This is a genomic window from Corynebacterium sp. HMSC059E07, from assembly GCF_001814395.1.
GTDB classification, from domain to species: Bacteria; Actinomycetota; Actinomycetes; order Mycobacteriales; family Mycobacteriaceae; genus Corynebacterium; species Corynebacterium hesseae.
This window is the reverse complement of sequence record NZ_KV816337.1, coordinates 53,952-69,926: the sequence shown is the minus strand read 5'-3', so window position 1 is coordinate 69,926 and position 15,975 is coordinate 53,952. Positions and strand designations below refer to the sequence as shown.

11 protein-coding genes are annotated in these 15,975 nt (G+C 56.9%); 3 read left to right on the top strand and 8 right to left on the bottom strand.

Annotation, left to right across the window (positions count from 1 at the left end; translation table 11 throughout):
* Positions 1-586: 586 nt before the first annotated feature.
* The 3 genes from HMPREF2967_RS12345 to HMPREF2967_RS12335 form a co-directional block, all read right to left on the bottom strand.
* Entirely contained in the window at positions 587-1,360 is a 774-nt protein-coding gene (locus HMPREF2967_RS12345; RefSeq protein ID WP_070686781.1) for a hypothetical protein, read from the bottom strand.
* Positions 1,361-1,496: 136 nt separating this feature from the next.
* Positions 1,497-1,973: a hypothetical protein gene (locus HMPREF2967_RS12340; RefSeq protein WP_070686779.1), complete on the bottom strand. Its 477-nt coding sequence runs from the start codon at positions 1,971-1,973 to the stop codon at positions 1,497-1,499.
* Positions 1,973-2,275 carry a hypothetical protein gene (locus HMPREF2967_RS12335; RefSeq protein WP_070686777.1) on the bottom strand — a complete coding sequence of 101 codons (303 nt, stop codon included), beginning with the start codon at positions 2,273-2,275 and terminating at the stop codon, positions 1,973-1,975. Before HMPREF2967_RS12335 ends, HMPREF2967_RS12340 begins: the two co-directional genes overlap by 1 nt.
* Positions 2,276-3,427: 1,152 nt before the next feature.
* Here HMPREF2967_RS12335 and HMPREF2967_RS12325 point away from each other — a divergent pair.
* Positions 3,428-4,192 carry an NYN domain-containing protein gene (locus HMPREF2967_RS12325; RefSeq protein ID WP_070686772.1) on the top strand — a complete coding sequence of 255 codons (765 nt, stop codon included), beginning with the start codon at positions 3,428-3,430 and terminating at the stop codon, positions 4,190-4,192.
* A 243-nt stretch (positions 4,193-4,435) separates the two neighbouring features.
* Here the strand turns inward: HMPREF2967_RS12325 and HMPREF2967_RS12320 are convergent, their stop codons facing one another.
* Positions 4,436-6,697, bottom strand: coding sequence for a DEAD/DEAH box helicase (locus HMPREF2967_RS12320; protein WP_070686770.1), 2,262 nt, complete (start codon positions 6,695-6,697; stop codon positions 4,436-4,438).
* A 593-nt stretch (positions 6,698-7,290) separates the two neighbouring features.
* Here HMPREF2967_RS12320 and HMPREF2967_RS13045 point away from each other — a divergent pair.
* Entirely contained in the window at positions 7,291-7,974 is a 684-nt protein-coding gene (locus tag HMPREF2967_RS13045) for a type II toxin-antitoxin system death-on-curing family toxin (protein ID WP_118854849.1), read from the top strand.
* Positions 7,975-8,068: 94 nt separating this feature from the next.
* The gene (locus HMPREF2967_RS12310; RefSeq protein WP_070562651.1) at positions 8,069-8,929 is read left to right on the top strand and encodes a hypothetical protein; all 861 of its coding nucleotides are present in this window, start codon (positions 8,069-8,071) and stop codon (positions 8,927-8,929) included.
* Positions 8,930-9,103: 174 nt separating this feature from the next.
* On the opposite strand, the gene HMPREF2967_RS12305 is transcribed toward HMPREF2967_RS12310, so the two are convergent.
* From HMPREF2967_RS12305 to HMPREF2967_RS12290, 4 genes are read right to left on the bottom strand one after another with little or no spacing between them, the layout of a single operon-like run.
* Positions 9,104-10,255, bottom strand: coding sequence for a DUF3322 domain-containing protein (locus HMPREF2967_RS12305; RefSeq protein ID WP_070686768.1), 1,152 nt, complete (start codon positions 10,253-10,255; stop codon positions 9,104-9,106).
* Entirely contained in the window at positions 10,242-13,634 is a 3,393-nt protein-coding gene (locus HMPREF2967_RS12300; protein WP_070686766.1) for an ATP-binding protein, read from the bottom strand. The genes HMPREF2967_RS12305 and HMPREF2967_RS12300 overlap by 14 nt, the downstream gene beginning before the upstream one ends.
* Positions 13,627-14,307, bottom strand: coding sequence for a DUF4194 domain-containing protein (locus tag HMPREF2967_RS12295; RefSeq protein ID WP_070686764.1), 681 nt, complete (start codon positions 14,305-14,307; stop codon positions 13,627-13,629). The genes HMPREF2967_RS12300 and HMPREF2967_RS12295 overlap by 8 nt, the downstream gene beginning before the upstream one ends.
* Positions 14,304-15,776 (bottom strand): DUF3375 domain-containing protein, encoded by a 1,473-nt coding sequence (locus tag HMPREF2967_RS12290; protein WP_070686763.1) that lies wholly within the window; start codon positions 15,774-15,776, stop codon positions 14,304-14,306. Before HMPREF2967_RS12290 ends, HMPREF2967_RS12295 begins: the two co-directional genes overlap by 4 nt.
* Positions 15,777-15,975 lie beyond the last annotated feature (199 nt).

Genomic DNA, 15,975 nt, shown 5'->3' with positions numbered 1-15,975 from the left:
AAAATCAACGCACTCTAAAACCGGAAGGGCCGGAAAACCGACAGAGACGGGGAATACGCTCAGACAGCAAGGAAGAATCTCCAGCGTGCAAATTCACGACGCGCAGTTAAAAGCAGAGTTAGCAAACGAGACATCGCTAACTACTTCGAGAGAACATTCATAGATACAGGAACTTGGCCAACTTCAGCAGAAGCGATGAAAGAGTTCAACGTTTCCCGGCCGACCGTCGCCAGGGCGTTGAAAGAAGCCGGAATCACTCTTCTTCGGAGACGTCGGACGTCTCAGAAATAGATGTATCAGGCCGTAGGCAATATACGATTCCCCTACCGTTAGGCAGTTAAGTAATAAACTCTTTGAGAGGAAATCTTGCAGGGCAAGGAAGTCTACGCTTTGGTGGCTCTGGTTCATTGGTTTGCCACTGGCCTCTTAGTAGAACGAGCTCAGAATCGATAGTGGCGGGTGTGAAGATAAGTAAGCCTGAGGCGGGTTATTTGCGCTGTTATTAAGAAGGCGGATTCTGGAAGCCTTTACCTAACACCGAATTTTTCTTCGGTTCTCAGTGGCCTGCAGAGGCATGATTTCAGCGTCAGGATTCTTTCACTTCCGTCCGGTGTCCTGGCTTGGTCAATTCTAAACTTGCGAGGTGCTTTTGTAGACGCTTCGACATCGGGAAGAACGTCCCCAGAGTAAGGCTCCCAGAGAGAACTGCACCGGCGACGGGGATGGCCTTAGCTACTCCGCTAGCGAACATTTTTTTAGTCATACTCACCCCGAGATAGCTCGCAACCTTTTTCACGATCGGATAGATCACTCCCTTGGTGAGTGCCTTCTGTGGGAGTTTCCTAGCGACATTGGCTGCGACCATGCCTGCAACTCTCGTCACTCCACCTTGAGCGAGCTGCACCCCAAACATCACACCCACGAACAGGACCAACATGCCCTCGGTCGCTTCGTCCACATCTTCGCCATCATCAGCAAATAAATCAGGCCAGCTGTAGATATAGGCAAGCTTCTGGACAATTCGAAGAATATGCCCCATGTACTGCACAAGATCTGCCGGCACAGTCCCCGCCATCGCCAAGCCGCCAGGGATGCCTGCGATTGTCGAGAGGCCAGTAACCTTGCTCGTCTCATAGGCAATAGATGTGTTCGCTATCGCGGTGATGACCTCGAGCGGGATGCCTGCCGCTGCCGGACTGGTATTGATTGCTTCCTCGATTTGCGCCTCAGTGCAGTAACGCTTGAGGGCTTGGCGCAGGTAAGTAGCTCTGTCCATTCTCACCCCAGGAAGCTTCGCTGCAGCTTCCAACACCTGGGTGAAATTCGATCCCGGACTCTCGAGCTCTTGTGGTTGAGTCATGGATACATTGTATCTATGTTGCCGGTGGCGAAACATTCCGCAAGCCCTACTCGGCCCAAGAGGTTGCAACCAGGTCGCCAGTTCCTCCATTTTGATGACCTGAGTGGACAACAGAAAGAGCCCCCTAGTCCCAAGGTTATTCTGAAATACGTAGCTCTTTCGCAATTGCGAGAACCGAGTCGACGGCAAGAACGGCTTCTATACGGTGGACTGGCGTCTCAGCCTGGGCCAGCTCCTCGCGGGCATTGGCAAGTCGGCGATACATATCTTCAATGACATCATCCTGACCTGCGATTCTTGTGCCGATGCCCTTGGTGTATTTCAGCTTATCCCAGGCGATTAGTTCCTCAGCAATATCAAACGAGGCATCATTGCTAAGCTGCTCAATCTCACCTGAAACTGCTCGAAACGCGGCATCTCCACTCTCGGAGGAACGGAGTATAAGGAATACTCCAACTGCGATCGACCCAAGGGTCACAAGGGAGGCTAAAACGATAAGAGCGATGCCATAAAAAAGCATTGCCAGCAAGACAACTATCATTCCGATTAAAAGGGACGCCTCTGGCCAGATTGAACGGTTCTCGTCGTTGGTTTCGGAAGAGTTATTAGCCATTAGAGATCCTTCGCATACTCGACGAAACCCGGCCACACCAGGTAAGCAGCATAGAAGAGCAGTGCTCCCACAATGAGCCCAACAACCAGGATGATGATACCTGCGATTTTCGTGGTCTTTGGGCTTCGCACGGGGGTTGAACGAAGCTCGGCAACTAAATCGCGCATCTGAGAACGTACATCGCTGTACTCTTCTTCGGTTTTCGCGAGTCTGCGTTGACGGCGCACGCGTTGAACATCCTCAACGGAAATTGTCGGCTGTGCTTGAGCCGACTTAAGCCGCGCCATGGGGTTCAGATTCATACAAGTAAAAATACCATGTCACGAAAGTCCCCAGTGATACATGTTTCAGGAGGCAGCAGCAGGGTTTATAGATCAGCGGCAACACTTCTAGCAATTGATGTAGCGATAAGGTACAGCCAAATGAGACGCGAAAAGTACTGCCCAAGAACGTCTCAATGGGCTCTATAAGCCGCATAAATTACACATATGAAAACATCACCCCGCCCAATCCACCTGCATCGTATGCCCTGGTGCGTGAGTAATGCGGGCGGTAAGCCCCGCCGCATCGACATGGGAGGCAACCAGCTGGCGGAACCGATCGTAATATAGTGACGCTGGCCCGCCTGGGCAGGAGTACTGGTATAGCGAGCCCACAAGACTTGCAATGTTTGCTTCGTACGCCCTGTACGTACTTTGACAACTGCATCAAAGTCAATCGAAACGAACTCGCCCTGCCCGCTACTACGTTTATCTACGAATATCTCAGCCAACTCGTCATCTGTCAACGCCGTGACGTGCTCGGTAGTGGTCAGGTCCATGCATGATTCGCTCGTGAAATCGCCCGGTGCGAGCACCCGAGCTGGTCTTCAATCTGGCGGTAAGAACGCTTCCCTATCAGCAGCGCCGTCACCGCACGGTAATCCGTCATAACAGGACTCCTTCCAGTACACGCCGCACCCGGATGTTGCGACTACCGGAAGTATCACCCTGAAGCGCCCCGAGCTGCTACCAGATACTCACTAAAGCGCTACCGAATAGTCACGACACTGCTACCAAATAGCCGGTCGCAACATGATCTGTTTGAAGTTAGCCACAAGGACCGGCTCCTTCCAAGTAGAAGTTGACGCAACACCAGCGGATTGTGGTGTCGCCAACATCAACTATGAAAGAAAACCGCTTGCAGTACCGGGTACGTGGAACACCGGTACCAACTACGCAGACTCGCGGTACCAACTACCCCAAATCGACAAGTGGCTTTTTGGACGTTTACCGCCGGAGTTCAGAGAAACCTCTGTGTAACCGGAAAAATTGATGTTACGGTCAGCATATGGTAGCCTGCAACCTATCAACCCCAGCCGTTGACCCTCCAGTGATAAGGAGAGTGCCGATGACTGGGGTTATCTTATAACTATAGATAGTCAAAGGGACTGGACTGGGTTGGTGAATGTGGCTATGGATAAGAAGGATCGTAGGGCTTCTCGGCCGCCGTTGAGGGAAATTACCACTGCTATCCTAGTGGACGGGGGATTTTATCGTAAGCGTGCAGCAACGTTGTTCGGTCATAAAAACGCGGAGGATCGCGCTAATGAACTTGTAAAATACTGCCATAGACATATACGAGCCTCTCGTTCTGGTCTCTATAGGATTTACTACTATGATTGTCCGCCGTCTCAACGGGTAGTGTTTCACCCACTTACGCAAAAGCAAGTTAATCTCGGGAAAAGTAGCTTATTTGAGTGGACCAACGACTTCTTCGCAGCCCTCATAAAGAAGCGAAAAGTCGCTATGCGGCGAGGTGAGCCACTCGAGACTCAAGGTGGATATACCCTAAGGGAGGATGCTGTCAAGAAACTATGTCGGGGTTCCATAGGCGTAGACGATCTGACGGAAAAGGATTTCGTTCTTGGCATTTCTCAAAAAGGAGTTGATATGCGGCTTGGGCTGGACATTGCATCTCTTGCCGAGCAGGGAAAAGTCAATCAGATCGTCATGATCTCGGGAGACAGCGACTTCGTCCCAGCGGCAAAACATGCCCGTCGGGCGGGAATAGATTTTATTCTAGATCCGATGTGGTCGCCGATTACTGATAGTCTCAGTGAACATATCGATGGAATTAGAGAATGTGTTCGAAATTCTCCAATGAACGAATCGGATCCCCTGCACGTCAATAATCTTGGCATGGATAATGCTGAGGCGGAAGATGAAGAGGAACTGTAGCGAATAACGCAATTCCTAGTATATGACTCCAAAAGGGGGCGATGGGAAAGGCCTTTTGCTTTCTTTTGGCATTTCTTCAAGCGGCCATCGGAGCCCGCTTGAAATTTTAAAGATTGAAGTTGCGAAAACGCCTAGTACGTAAATCCAGTCACTGTGTTGCTCCGATTCATCTGGCTGTTCAGCGAGGATTTCAGTTGTGTGCGGCCCCTAATCTGGTAGCAAACGATCATGTATGGGAGAGCTCTAGCTGCCGATGCGAGTGAATCCTTGCTTGGCTATGGTCGAGCTTCTCTTTCTGAAGGCTGCGGCTAGGGCAGGGACGTTGGAATCGACAAAGTCGTGGACGGTGGCAGAGAGGTTCTCTTCGTTATCGGTATCGCGAGTGACTCGGCCCACCTGTTGAATGACAACGCCGCGGAAGCTTACAGGCGCTGCCAGGACAAGAGTATCGAGTGCGGGAAGATCAATGCCTTCGCCAGCCACCTGGGACATGGCTAAAAGGACGAAATGCGGTGTTGTGGCAAGCTGTTTACGGACGGCTTGCCTCTCGCTTGCCTTCTGTCCGCCGTGCAGCTGGAGGACGGGGAAGGGGGCGTCGGCAAGCAATGTGTTGAGGGCAGTGAGGTGTTCGCGTCGTTTCACCAGGACGAGGACCGTGTGCTTGTCCTGCGCTGCTTGTGTGATGACATCGGCGATGAGGCGGTTACGGTGCTCATCCGCCGCCAGGGCGGTGTCAAGGTCGGGCCAGAACAGGTAAGGGGAGTCGTACGTGAACTCGGTGTCGTGGACTACATAATCGCGGCGTCCGGGGCGTTCGAGCTCGACGGTATGGCGGATAGGGCCGCAAATGAGAGGAAGCAGCTTATCGAGGCCATCGGAGCGGTACGGTGTCGCGGTCATTCCGAGCATAAAGCGAACGTTGAGGTGTGCGAGGACGTTGGTTAAACCCGCGGCGCCGACTCGGTGGCATTCGTCAACGATGATGTGGCCATAGCTGGAGAGAAAATCAGTCTTGGAATCATTACGGCTGATGGATTGGGCAGTGACAATGTCCACCACGCCGCTGAGCTTTTTCTTGGCACCTGAATATTGCCCGATCTGAACCTCCGGGAGAAACTGTTTGAGGGCTTGGCGCCATTGGGTAGCCAGCTCCCTCGACGGAACTATCACTGCCGTGGGAACTGAACGCTGAGCAATGATTGCACACGCCATGACGGTCTTTCCAGTGCCAGGTGGAGCAACGAGCATTCCAGACTTATGTTTGAGCACCTGTTTGACGGCGGACTGCTGGTAGGGGCGTAGTTCACCGGCGAATGACGCATCGATGCGCCGGGGCTTGGGCGTACGGCCGCGGCGTGTGACGGTATATCCGGCAGTCTTCAAGATGTCGACGACGTCATCGAGCGTGCCGCGGTCGAGCGTGAGGACTTGGTCCTTTTCATCAAAACGTACGATGAGCCGTGGAGTACCGAAAGTGGAGAAACGCTGGGCCTGCTTTATATAAAACTGCGGGTTGGCAATAGCGCCTAGGTGCCGCAGGGCTGTACGAGTGGTGGCGTCGATGCCTGATAAATCGACGTGGACGTGTGAATCGTGCGTGACGTGGACTTTTCCGGAGGCCTTGAGCTTCTTTAGTTCTGCGCGGGTGGGTGCCTGAGGAAGGGACGTCTCGGGATCAGGCTGAAGCGCAGCGTAGATTCTCTTGAGCTCGGAAAGCGTCGCCTTCTTCGTTCTTGCCAAAGCCTCGAATTGGTCTGGCAAAGGATGAAAATCACTGTCGACAAAGATGGTTGTGCCTTCGGATCGATGGTGGCCTGCTAATGGGAGGGCAATCAGATTGCCGAAACCACGGCCTTTCGCCGGCAGTGTGTCTTGAGATGGAAAGAACCGATCGAAACTGGAGAAGTAGGAATCCGGGCTAGCCTTGGCAAGAAGCCCGATGCCAACTGAACGAGCGAGGCTGGCGGGAATGGGCTCGTCGAAGAAGAGCCAAACGTGAGCTCCGTTCCCTGATCGTGAAACCTCGATAAGAGGATCGAGGCCGTGGTCCTTGCATTCCTCTGCGTAGGCGCGGGCGGCTTGCTTGAAGTCTTCATAATCAAAATCGCAAACCAACAGCCGGCAACTGTCATCTGTACACAGCGGATAAAGGCCAACATGAAAGCGGTTGTCCCGACGCAAATGTCCTTCAATCACCTTTGGCGTCAGGGGCTTTAGGTCGGGATTTCTTCGGTCATAGTAGCCATTGCTAGCCGGGTACCAAGCCTTCTTTCCCGCAGTATTCTTGGCCACTGCGTAGACATCTGTTCTCCCCGTGAAGTAATCCATGAAGAGCGCAATCTTCTCTTCCGGTGAGCGTTTATCAGAGTGAACACTCGGCGGCGGTGTGCCTGCAGCACTAGGCCGCGAAGGAGCATGACCGAGGGCCTGCAGTAATTGGGCTACCTGGGACTCCAATTCACTAACGCGAGTTTCAAGTGCTTGGAGGCGTTTCTGTTCAGTCATGGTGGGTGTTCCTTGTGCGTCGGAACTAGTTTATCGGACGGTGAGCGGCTAAGAGCCTTGTAGGCATGGCGATGTATTGCTTAGAATAATCGCACGACGAGCCGGCTACCGGAACGTTGTCGCCTGGAGCCGCGAAGGCTCCAGAGCTTTTTGGAGGGCCTCCTAGGCGCAGAGATGGAGTGCGTGCTTTAACAGTCAAGCCTTGATTCTGATAGGTGTGCGGGACAGGCGCAGCAAGTGGAGAGCGTTGAGGTGGCCTCTAGACATTCGCACACAATTCGGTTGTCCTTAAGAAGAGTCTCACTGCTAGGTGAAAGACGCTTCAGGTGTACGTGTCCTCCTGGGAAAGGAGGGGTGATGACTTCCTCTACGCAAATTCTCCGACGAGTGCTAATCTCTGAAATAAGCAGGTGCTGACTACTGAAGGGCGAAGGAGGGATTAAATTGACAAAGTCGACCGTTTCAAAACCTGACCACATTAATACTTCTGTAACTCAGGTCCAAGATATGGATGAGGAAGACCGTCGCCGCTACGTTGAGTACTTAGGGCGGGAGATTGCCAATTGGTCCGCGGAACTTAACCGCCGTCTAGCTTGACCATTTATCCCAACGAAGAGGAAGTCCTAATCGTCGGGGAATTGGCTTGTGGGTCCCCTCTGCAAATCCGTGATTCCAATCAGTTTAAAGCAAATGTAAACCGACCGGCGACTACTGTTCTCGGGAGAGACGCGTTTCCAACCGCTTGGGATAAAGCTGCAGCACTTCTGCATTCTTTCTGCACCACGCAAAGTCTTTTCGATGGTAACAAGCGGACTGGCTGGGCGGCTTGCTGGTTGTTTCTCAGGCTGAACCTGGCGGTAGGTCCCCTGCTTGGAAAAGTTGACGCAGATGCTTCTGAGCATCTTGTGGAAAGAATAGTTGGTGAAAAAGTTGGCGTGCCTGAAATCGCAGATGCTTTGCGGTCTTTGGTGGCGCCTTTTCTAGGGAACGCCGGTAATCTACCGTCAGGGTTTAGCGTAACTAAAATAACGGATGAAGGGGAAGACTATTTCGTAGGCGTTGGAAAGACTCCTGACGGAACGCGCTTTATCTACTTGTATCTCGCGGGGAGCCAGAGTACTCCTATTGAAATGGTGCTTACTTCCGATCAAGCACGCGAAGCAGCTGAAGAATTACTCCAGTATGCCGATAACCCTCTAGAGAAAAAGAGAATAAAGTTTAAAGCTCGAGCAATTCAAGCGCACTTAGACATGCATGACTGGTCTAGGTATATCTAGGTAGTTTGGACTGCTAGGTCAAGAGGCCGGAGATTAGGCCTTACGCACGATTCGGTATAGTGAACATGTGCGAAAGGCTATGGGGTGATAGTTTGTGCAGGGTTATCCGTTGGAAAACTCGTTTGCTGAGTATGAGCACTACTTTCCTCTGAAGGGGCTTGGCGCACATTGTGAGGTCGCAGCGCACACTGTAAATGAGATGGCTCGTTCACCTCGAGTTCTTACTGCAGAAGCTGCGGATGCCCTTGAGGCGGAATTTGAGCCTAAGATTCGTGGGGCTCAAAAATGGGGGATTTCTCGACTTCCTGATGAGCTAACAGCGGCGGCCTTGCAAGCCGCGGGTGCAGCTTTGCACTCGATCGGCCTGTTGCTGAAGTCCGATATTCGGTATCCGCTTACACCATCAATTCTTGCCAGGCCTGCTCTAGAAAACGCTGCTCTAGTAATGTATGTGAATGAGCAAGAAGACCCGTGGGTTAGAACCGCTCGAGCGGTAAACGTCGTGATAAATGGGTACGAGAACTCTGACGCTGCAAGGCCCGATTCCAAGCTTCATGACGCTTTGGAGGCGCATCAAAAAATTAGGCAAGCGTTTGCATCGCAGGGGTACGGCAGGCGTCACAGACTATTGCCGTATACGGATCTGGTTGAGACGTATTTTGATGGGTTTAAAGGTCGTGAGATGTACAACGAGTTCAATCGATCAGTGCACCACAATGTAGTCCGCCAAATTGAAATAGCGATCTCAGCAGATATCGGAAGCTGCGGCAATGCAATTGAAACCTACGAAGTGGCTATCCGAACCGCTATCGCGGTCGGCGCGGCAGCATTCAGCCTAAAGGAGTTTCGGCACTGCGACGACGTTGATGAAGCACCATTACATCTGCTTGCTGATGTCTTTAAAAGTTGGAGCGTGTACCTTGATGGGCTTGGTGATGATGGCTTCGTAGATTGATGTTTGCTTCATCGAGACGATTGACTGCCGGCTCATTATTGCGACGCAGGCGTTGACTATCTCTGCGCTCGTTGGGCATAATTCTTGGTAGGGGCAGTCCTACTTTGCGTACAGCTGCTCGACCCTCACCGGGGCTACTGGCAGGTGAGGGTCATTTTTAGTGTGCTTGGGGTGTTAGTGGCTTTGCGTTGAGCCGCCACCGAGGGCCTCTTGGACCATTGCGTTGGCGTGCACAAAAGGAATCCGCTCCTGCTCGATGCGCAGCCTTCCTTTGGTGTAAAGCAAGCGGTAGGCGCGCTGCTCTTCGGTGGTGAGGTGGGTAAGCGTGGCGGAGCCGTCGCCGGGGTCGGGGACGGCTAGGTGCTGGAATTTGGTGACGGTGGCGGTGTCCATGAGGAGGGACCTGGTGTGAGGGAAGTGGGCGCGCACGGCGTTGAGGATGGCAAAGCCGGCGGCGTCAAGATCACCCCAGTAGGTGATGTCGGCGTGATGTAGCCAGCACAGTGCCTGGAGTTGGTGGGCGGCGGTGCCGGAACCGAGGATGGCGATGGTGGTTGGGGAGGCGTCGGCAAGCGTGGGAAGTGCTAGGAAGGTTTGTTTGTTCTCCACGATGAGCACCCGGGGCGGGGTGTCCGGGAAGAGCTCGGCGGCGTCGGCGAGGGGGATTTCTATATCAGAGAGCGCTGGTGCGTAGTTGAGGTAGCGCAGGCGCAGGCGGGCATCGCTGCGGCGCAGGCCCAAGTCCGTGATGCCGAAGGGTGCGAGGAGCGAAAGGAGCAGGCGGCGGTGGGTGCCTATCCATTTGCCGTCCACACCTTCGACCGGCACGGCGCGCTCCCATTCACCGGAATTGGGGTTCGCGCGCAGCCAGGTCAGACACGGCCCAAGGCAGCGCAGGTCGTAGGCGCTTAAGTCCTTCCACTGGTTGTACGTGCGACGGACGGTCGCGGCAAAGTCGGTGCTCGCCGGGAAAATGGCGGCGATGTCCTGGGCGCGCTGGAGGGCCCGGTTGTAGTCAGGCATCAGGCCCGCGGCGGCAGCGATGCGCGCGGCACCGGTGAGCACTACGCGTGTGGGAACGTCGTTGGTGCCAAGGCCTGCGCGGGACCAATTCCGGGATTCATAGATGACCTCGTCCTGGTTCGGCCAGCGCTGCCAGGCGCGGATGAAGTCCCTCGTGGCCTTGATATCGCGGGAGGCGGCCGTAGCTGTTGGCGGGTGCAGCGGCCAGTCAAGGTTGAGCGCGGTGGGATCGGCGAGCGCTTCGGCGAAGTGGTTGCGCAGGTATTTGGCGGCATGCCCCTGTAGGTCTTTAGGAGTCCGCATCGTCGGAGTCCTTGGGGTCGGGTTGTTGGGGGTCGTGGGTGGTGGAGGCGTCGATAAGCTTGTAGCCCGTCCGTGCCTGCGGGCGGCCGTCGATGGTGGGCTCGTCGTAGCTGACCACGATGGTGCCGTCCACATAGGGCGAGAGAGTCTGGATGAGCTTGAACGGCGTGGCCAGAATCATGTGGAATCCAAAGGACGCGAAGACGGACATGGCCGTGCGGGTGAAAGCGGGATCCGCGCGGTCAAAGGCCTCATCCAAGATGATGGACCCATAGGTGGGCGCGTCCTGGTCAGGTTCCGCGAGGCGGAAACGCAGGGCTGCGGCCAAGCAGAAGAAGACGAGCTTCTGCGCCTGGCCGCCAGAGAGCGAGGCGGAGTCCTGATAGGTGTTGGCCGTCGTGCCATCGGGGTAGCATTCGCGGCCGACAAAGCTAACGTGCCGGCGGGTATCTAAAACCACGTTGCGCCAGCGGATATCCTCCGGCTGGCTGGAGCCGAGGCGGCTTAAGATCTTGTCCAAGGCGTGGTAGCGCGCAATGGCTGCCGCTGGATTATCTTCGGTGGCTTCCGCCAGGCTGTAGGAGGTGGCGGCATCGAGATCCCGCTGGAATTCTTGGACCACCTGGCCGCGGGCGTCCTTGACGTCGATGCGCAGGGTGCGCTCACCGTTGAAGGGTGAGCGCTCCAGGGATTTATTGATGTAGTCCATGCGCATCTCAATATCGCTGCGGGCGCGGCGCAGATCCGTGGCCAGGTGGGAGAGGTTGCGCACCGTCTGGCCGTTGAGCAACTCGAGGAAGCGGGCGCGGAAATCAGCCAGGCGGTCTGCCCGGAGGAACTTGAGCTTCTCGATGCCCTCGCCGGCGAAGCTGGCCTGCGGTTCCAAGTCGGCGGCCTCCGCGGGCCACTCGGACAGGTAGGCGTGCAGGACGGAGACGATCTTGTCGTTGGCCTCCTCGATGCGGCGCGCGGCCGTGCGGGAGGTCTGTTGCAAACTGGCCTGGACTTCATCGCGGCGGGCATCGATGTCATCGATTGTGAGACTGCGCTTGCCTTTGTGCAGGGCTTCAACGACTGCTGTCTCAATGTCCTTGTCCGCGATCTCCGGCACGGGGCCGATGCCGCGGCGGCGTGTGGTGGAGCGCTCGAGCTCGCCTTCGACGTTGCCCAGGTGTTTCTGCGCCTCGTTGAGTCTGGCGCGGGCGGCATCGAGCTTCTGCTTGGCCTGTGCGTGCGCGGCGGCCAGCGCCTGGGCCTCCGGGGAGGAAGCCAGTGAGTCAAACTGTTCTTGCAGATCACGCTTGCGGGCCTCGGCGGAGGCGGTGTCGATGTCCTGGAATGAGGTATCCAGCACCTGCTGGGCCTTATCGCGCTGGGAGCGCAGGATGTCCATCTTCCGGTTAAAGTCCTGAACCCGCTTGGCCGTAGCGCGGGCGGTGGCCTTGGCTTCGGTGAGCTGGGATCGCAGCAGCTCAATCTTGGCGGTGTTGGTGGAGCCGACCCGGTACCAGGCGATGCCGCTAAAGCGCGTGCGGTCATCCTTGATGAAGCGCGTTGAGCCGTCCTTGTCCTTGGGGCGGCTCTCCAGGCCATCGCGGGTAATGGCTGGGGTCTTGGTGACTTTTTCCAATTCCGCTACGGAGTCCACGCATTCGTAGTTGAAGCGGCGCGAAATGTGGTGGCGAACCCAGCTCGCCATGGCGTGGTCTTGGAACTCGAGCTTGTGGATGAGCTGCCGCGGGCTGCGTGCGGATGCCGGCGCTGGGGCAAACTCCGGGATGGTGCGGTACTCCAAGCGCGTGCCCACGTTGCGGGAATTGACCCACTGGTTGATGGCCTCCCGCGCGGCTTCGGGCACGAGCAGGGTGGCGGCGAAGTTGTGCAGTAGCTTCTGGATCACCGGCTCCCACTCGCTCTGGTGCGGGCTGATATCGATAAGCTCGCCGGCGAAGGGGAGCTCGGACTCGGCATAACCGGTATCGCGGGCCAGCTGCGAGCGCAGCTCCACCAAGGTCTTATCGATGTTGGTTCTCCGCGAGCTGAAGGAGCGCAGCTCGCTGTCCAGCGTGGAGCAGGCGGTGGCGGCGTCGCGGGCGGCCACGCCGGCCTCCTGTTGCTGGTTGATGAGGTCTTCGAAATCGGCCTCGAAGTCCGCGATGCGGATCTTCGCATTGGCCTGTAGTTGGGCGAAGCCATGCGGGCTGAGCTCGTAGTGATCAGTCCACTGGCCTGCCGCTGCACTAAGGCGCTGGAACTCCTTCGTGCGGTGCTCAATCTCCTTTTCGGCGGTTTCTATCTTGGCCCTTAAGGCATCGAGCTCACCCGAACTGAGCTGGGAGACGGCCACTGCGGCGAGGCGCTCTGCGTCATCGAGGTGAGCAACATCGGCCTCAAGAGATGCGGCTTCCGACTGGGCTTCGGCCAACTGCGCTGAAAGGGCGCGAATGCGAACGTCCAGTTCTTCTGCCACCAAGCGGGCGCGGACCGCTGGCAGTGCCTCCGCCATGGCCTCCGCTTGTGCTTTGTCCGCCTCCGCGCCTGTGCGCTGGGAATGCAGCTGGGGCAGGGGAGCGAGCGTATCAATCTGGGCCTTGACGTCCTCGACCCTTAAATAGGCTTGGCGCAGATCCTCAAATTGCTCGACGGCCTCATCCGCTTTCTCAAAGGTAGCCGGACGGTCCAGCATGTAGTCCCTAAAGAGCTGGTCCAGGCTGGAGAGGGACTTCGCGGATTGCGTGCGGTGGAGAAGCAGCTGGCCCTCCACATTCTTGATGCCTAGGCGTTTGCGGAAGCGGTCTGCGAACGTGGTGTAGGTCGTCGTGAAGGACGCGCCGGGGCCTTTGTACATTGCCTTAATCTTGCGGGTGTCCAGGCTGCGGGTGAGCAAAGGGCTGAGCTTGTCGATGTCCTCGTCGCCCGGCACCAGCCCATACAACTTCTTGATCTGGCCTACTGAGTTCTCACCGCCGTTGAGGCGGAAGATAGCGATGAGGGTGTGCTGCTTGCCCGCGCCGTTATCGTAGGTCAGCGCCACGACCGAGTTGGTGGCGCCCTCCCGCAAGTACTCGGGGGCGATCTCACCGGTCTGCGTGTTCTCCCGTTGCCGCCACGCGCCGCGCACATAGGAGACGAGGTTGCGCCCGTTGTGCCGCCCGAGGTCCTGTTGCGACGCCGCGTTGAACTTCACGTGACTTTGCGGAACAAGAACCGCGGACATGGCATCGAGCAACGTGGACTTGCCGGAACCCGAGCCGCCTGTAATGAGGAAGCCCTTGCGGGCTACTGGGATGGAGAAGTAGCCGTGGAAAGTGCCCCAGTTAATCAGCTGGATGCGGCTGATGCGGAATTGTCCGGGGTAGTAGGTGGTGTTCTTAGTCATCGGAGGCAACCTCCTGCTCTTGGAGCTGCTCCGGGTCCTGCTCATCCTGGTCTTCCGTCTGCGCCAGGCGGGCGTATTCATCCCGGATGGCGGAGACCGTGGAGGCGTCGAAAAGCTGGCGCAGCACCGGGGAAACCTCAAACCGGCCCTCGGTTTCGGTGGCGCTGATGAGGGAATAGTCATTCTGTATGCGTTTCATTGCCGCGTTGAAGCGCTTGGTGAAGCCGGCCTCGTCGCGGTTATCCACCGCGCGGACATAGCCGATGCTTTCCCGGAGATCCTCCACGTCCACGATGACGCGCTCGCCGGGCAGGGTGAGGCCGAGCTCCTGGCGCAGGTTCAACAAGATGGCGGTGTCGATGTGCTTGAGCTTGTCCGTGCGCAGCACCTGCGGGATGCTCACGCTGTCTTCCTCCACCATGCGGGTGAATGCGAAGCCTTCCGTCTCATCCACGACGAGCTCCAGGAACACCTCGTGCAACCGGGCGCGTAGGTTCTCCTCGTCGGAGATAATCGCCGCCCACAGTACCGGTTCCTTTTGCGCGCGAATGAGCGGGCCCTGCAGCAGCTGCACCAGCGCGCGCCGCGAATGATAGGTCAGCGTTCCTTTATCGTGTTCCCACAGCGGTGGCTCGTGCGCGGCATCGACGCGGGGGCTATTGACGGCGGTCACTGTAGCTCCTTAACGGTGGTGTGATCGAAATACATGGTGGGGATCTGGGCGCAACGCACGGTACCGTCTTCTTCGATCCACGTGACCGTCTCGTGTGCTTCTTTCAGCGAGGGCAGCGGGTGGGAATCCGCGATATGTACCAAACCCACCACGCTGGCCAGACCTTGCGTCGGGGGATAGGCCTGCAGCACCTGGCCAATAGTGCAGGGGTCGGACTTGGCGACGGCCCCGCGTACCGCCTCGTGCAATTCTTCGAAGTCGATTTCTGATTCGCGCACCAGCTCATAAAGCGCCTGTGGGTCTTCTGTGCCGGGCTGGTAGGCCACTGGCGCCTCCTCCACGACTTCCCGCCCGGGGTTGGCCAGGCGGATGCGGGAGACCGAGTGAATCGACATGCCGATGCGCTGCAGCGGTGTGTCCATCCGGTGAAAGGCCTTCAGCTCGGAGTTTTGTGCGGCATCAATGGCCATGCCGCGGGCCTCGCGCAGCAGCTCAATCATGCGCCGGTCCTCCGCGAATTGCTCGGAGGAGACGTAGTTGCGCAAACTGCGTGCCAGCCCGGTCATGGTCTGGTTGACCTCGAAGCTGGTCTCCTCCATATCGCGAAAGAGGCTGCGCAGCCGCTGCCTCCTGTCCGGGGCGAGCTGCTGCCCGGGCTCGCTTTCCAGAACCTCCTTGATCCATTGGTCCAACCAGGCGCTGCGCTCCCTATCCATCAGGAGGGAATAGAAGCCGCGGAAGCTGCGCCCGGCCTCCGATTCCGCAATGTGGTCCACGCCGTTGAAGATTTCCTCCAGCACCTCGCCGCGGTAGCCCTCCGGATCTAAGAGCTGTCGGCGCAGCTGGTGGTTGAGGGCCTCAAGCTCATGGCGAACCCGGGCGAAATCGCTCGGTACGGCCATGGCCATGTTCAGTACGTCTTGGACGCGCTCTTCCGTCTCCGCGGCGGTGAGGCTTTCAAACTGCCCGAGGTGTGCCTTCTCAATCTCGCGGTTAATGCGGTCACGTTCTGCTTCCAAGCTGGCCACGCGGCTAGCGATGTCCTCGTTGGTATCCCGCGCCAGCCTTTGCAGCGCCGAGCTGATCGACTCCACCCGTGAGGCCGTCACCGCGGTCACCGGTGCTTCCCAGCGCTCGATGGCTTCGAGTGCCGAGAGCGCATCTTCACTGGGTTCGAGCGTTTCACCGTGGGAGCTCTTGCCGGACTTTCTGATTAACCAGCCGGCTTTGACCCAGTCATTGCAGTAGTTTTGTGGTGTGCGGGGCATGGAAAATTCGCTGGCCAAAACTTCGAAATCGGTGACCATGAGCTCGTATACCTCTGCTGCTGGGCGCGCCCGGGTGCCGCGGGGGAAGTACTCTGCAATCAACGCCAGAATCACGGGCGCGTTGTCCGCAGCCAGGAGCCGGATGGCGGCGGAATCGCGCATCAGGCGCCGGAGGGAGAGGGCGCGTGCTTCAACAGACATGTCTTGATTCTGACAGGTGTGCCGGACACGTGCAGCGAAGACTGGTTCAAAGCTTCGAAGTCCTGCGGTGGGTGCTTGAGTTTTGGATGCGCCGAGCTAATTGGAATGAATAAACCTACTATGGATCAACGATTTTTGGAGCTCAACTCTTGAATTAGAGCTTCTGAATTGTTTAGAACATAGCCACGACGAGCCGGTC

What these genes read in the sequence shown, in the direction of transcription:
- HMPREF2967_RS12345 (WP_070686781.1), bottom strand. Translation starts at nt 1,360, where the DNA reads ATGACTCAACCACAAGAGCTCGAGAGTCCGGGATCGAATTTCACCCAG.
- HMPREF2967_RS12340 (WP_070686779.1), bottom strand. Translation starts at nt 1,973, where the DNA reads ATGGCTAATAACTCTTCCGAAACCAACGACGAGAACCGTTCAATCTGG.
- HMPREF2967_RS12335 (WP_070686777.1), bottom strand. Translation starts at nt 2,275, where the DNA reads ATGAATCTGAACCCCATGGCGCGGCTTAAGTCGGCTCAAGCACAGCCG.
- HMPREF2967_RS12325 (WP_070686772.1), top strand. Translation starts at nt 3,428, where the DNA reads ATGGATAAGAAGGATCGTAGGGCTTCTCGGCCGCCGTTGAGGGAAATT.
- HMPREF2967_RS12320 (WP_070686770.1), bottom strand. Translation starts at nt 6,697, where the DNA reads ATGACTGAACAGAAACGCCTCCAAGCACTTGAAACTCGCGTTAGTGAA.
- HMPREF2967_RS12305 (WP_070686768.1), bottom strand. Translation starts at nt 10,255, where the DNA reads ATGCGGACTCCTAAAGACCTACAGGGGCATGCCGCCAAATACCTGCGC.
- HMPREF2967_RS12300 (WP_070686766.1), bottom strand. Translation starts at nt 13,634, where the DNA reads ATGACTAAGAACACCACCTACTACCCCGGACAATTCCGCATCAGCCGC.
- HMPREF2967_RS12290 (WP_070686763.1), bottom strand. Translation starts at nt 15,776, where the DNA reads ATGTCTGTTGAAGCACGCGCCCTCTCCCTCCGGCGCCTGATGCGCGAT.